At 51.3% G+C, this 511-nt stretch carries 1 protein-coding gene; it reads left to right on the top strand.

Annotation, left to right across the window (positions count from 1 at the left end; all coding sequences use genetic code 11):
* The coding region (locus F2B26_RS17000) for a Pycsar system effector family protein (protein WP_210766864.1) at nucleotides 1-387 on the top strand (387 nt) is incomplete at its 5' end.
* Nucleotides 388-511: the final 124 nt, after the last annotated feature.

The following is a 511-nucleotide window of genomic DNA, read 5'->3' as shown; positions in this document are numbered from 1 at the left end:
AACGTTTGTTTAGTGGCGTTGCCTCTTTTCATAATTGCGGCGACCATTGCGATAGCATCATTGCTACCAAAGCTTCAGACTTCGACATTCACCGGCGACCCGAAAGGCCGATTTCAGAATTTTCTGTTCTTCGGCGATATTGCCGAAATAACCGTCGAAGGGTTCAGTGGCGATGTTCGCACCGCTTACCGTCAAACCGACGATGCGCCGACCGACACCTATTTGCACGATCTTGAAGCGCAGATTTCCATCAACAGTAAGATTACCCGGAGGAAACATCGCATGTTCAACGTCGGCGCCATCGCTGCGTTGATTGCTATTGCCCTGTTCACTGTGCCCACAGTGGGAGCGGTGCTGAACGTGATTGGGGGATGGTTCGCCCAATGAGCAAAATGTCAGATTTGAGGGACGAACTTTCGGATGAAGTTGGGACTATTCTCTCAGCGGACTTCACCGTCACCACAACAGATACGGATACCGTTCCACACTCCGACGACGGTGCAATCACCTT

Source organism: Cellulomonas citrea (assembly GCF_009829685.1).
Taxonomy (GTDB): domain Bacteria; phylum Actinomycetota; class Actinomycetes; order Actinomycetales; family Cellulomonadaceae; genus Cellulomonas; species Cellulomonas citrea.
This window is presented reverse-complemented; position numbering and strand designations above follow the sequence as displayed.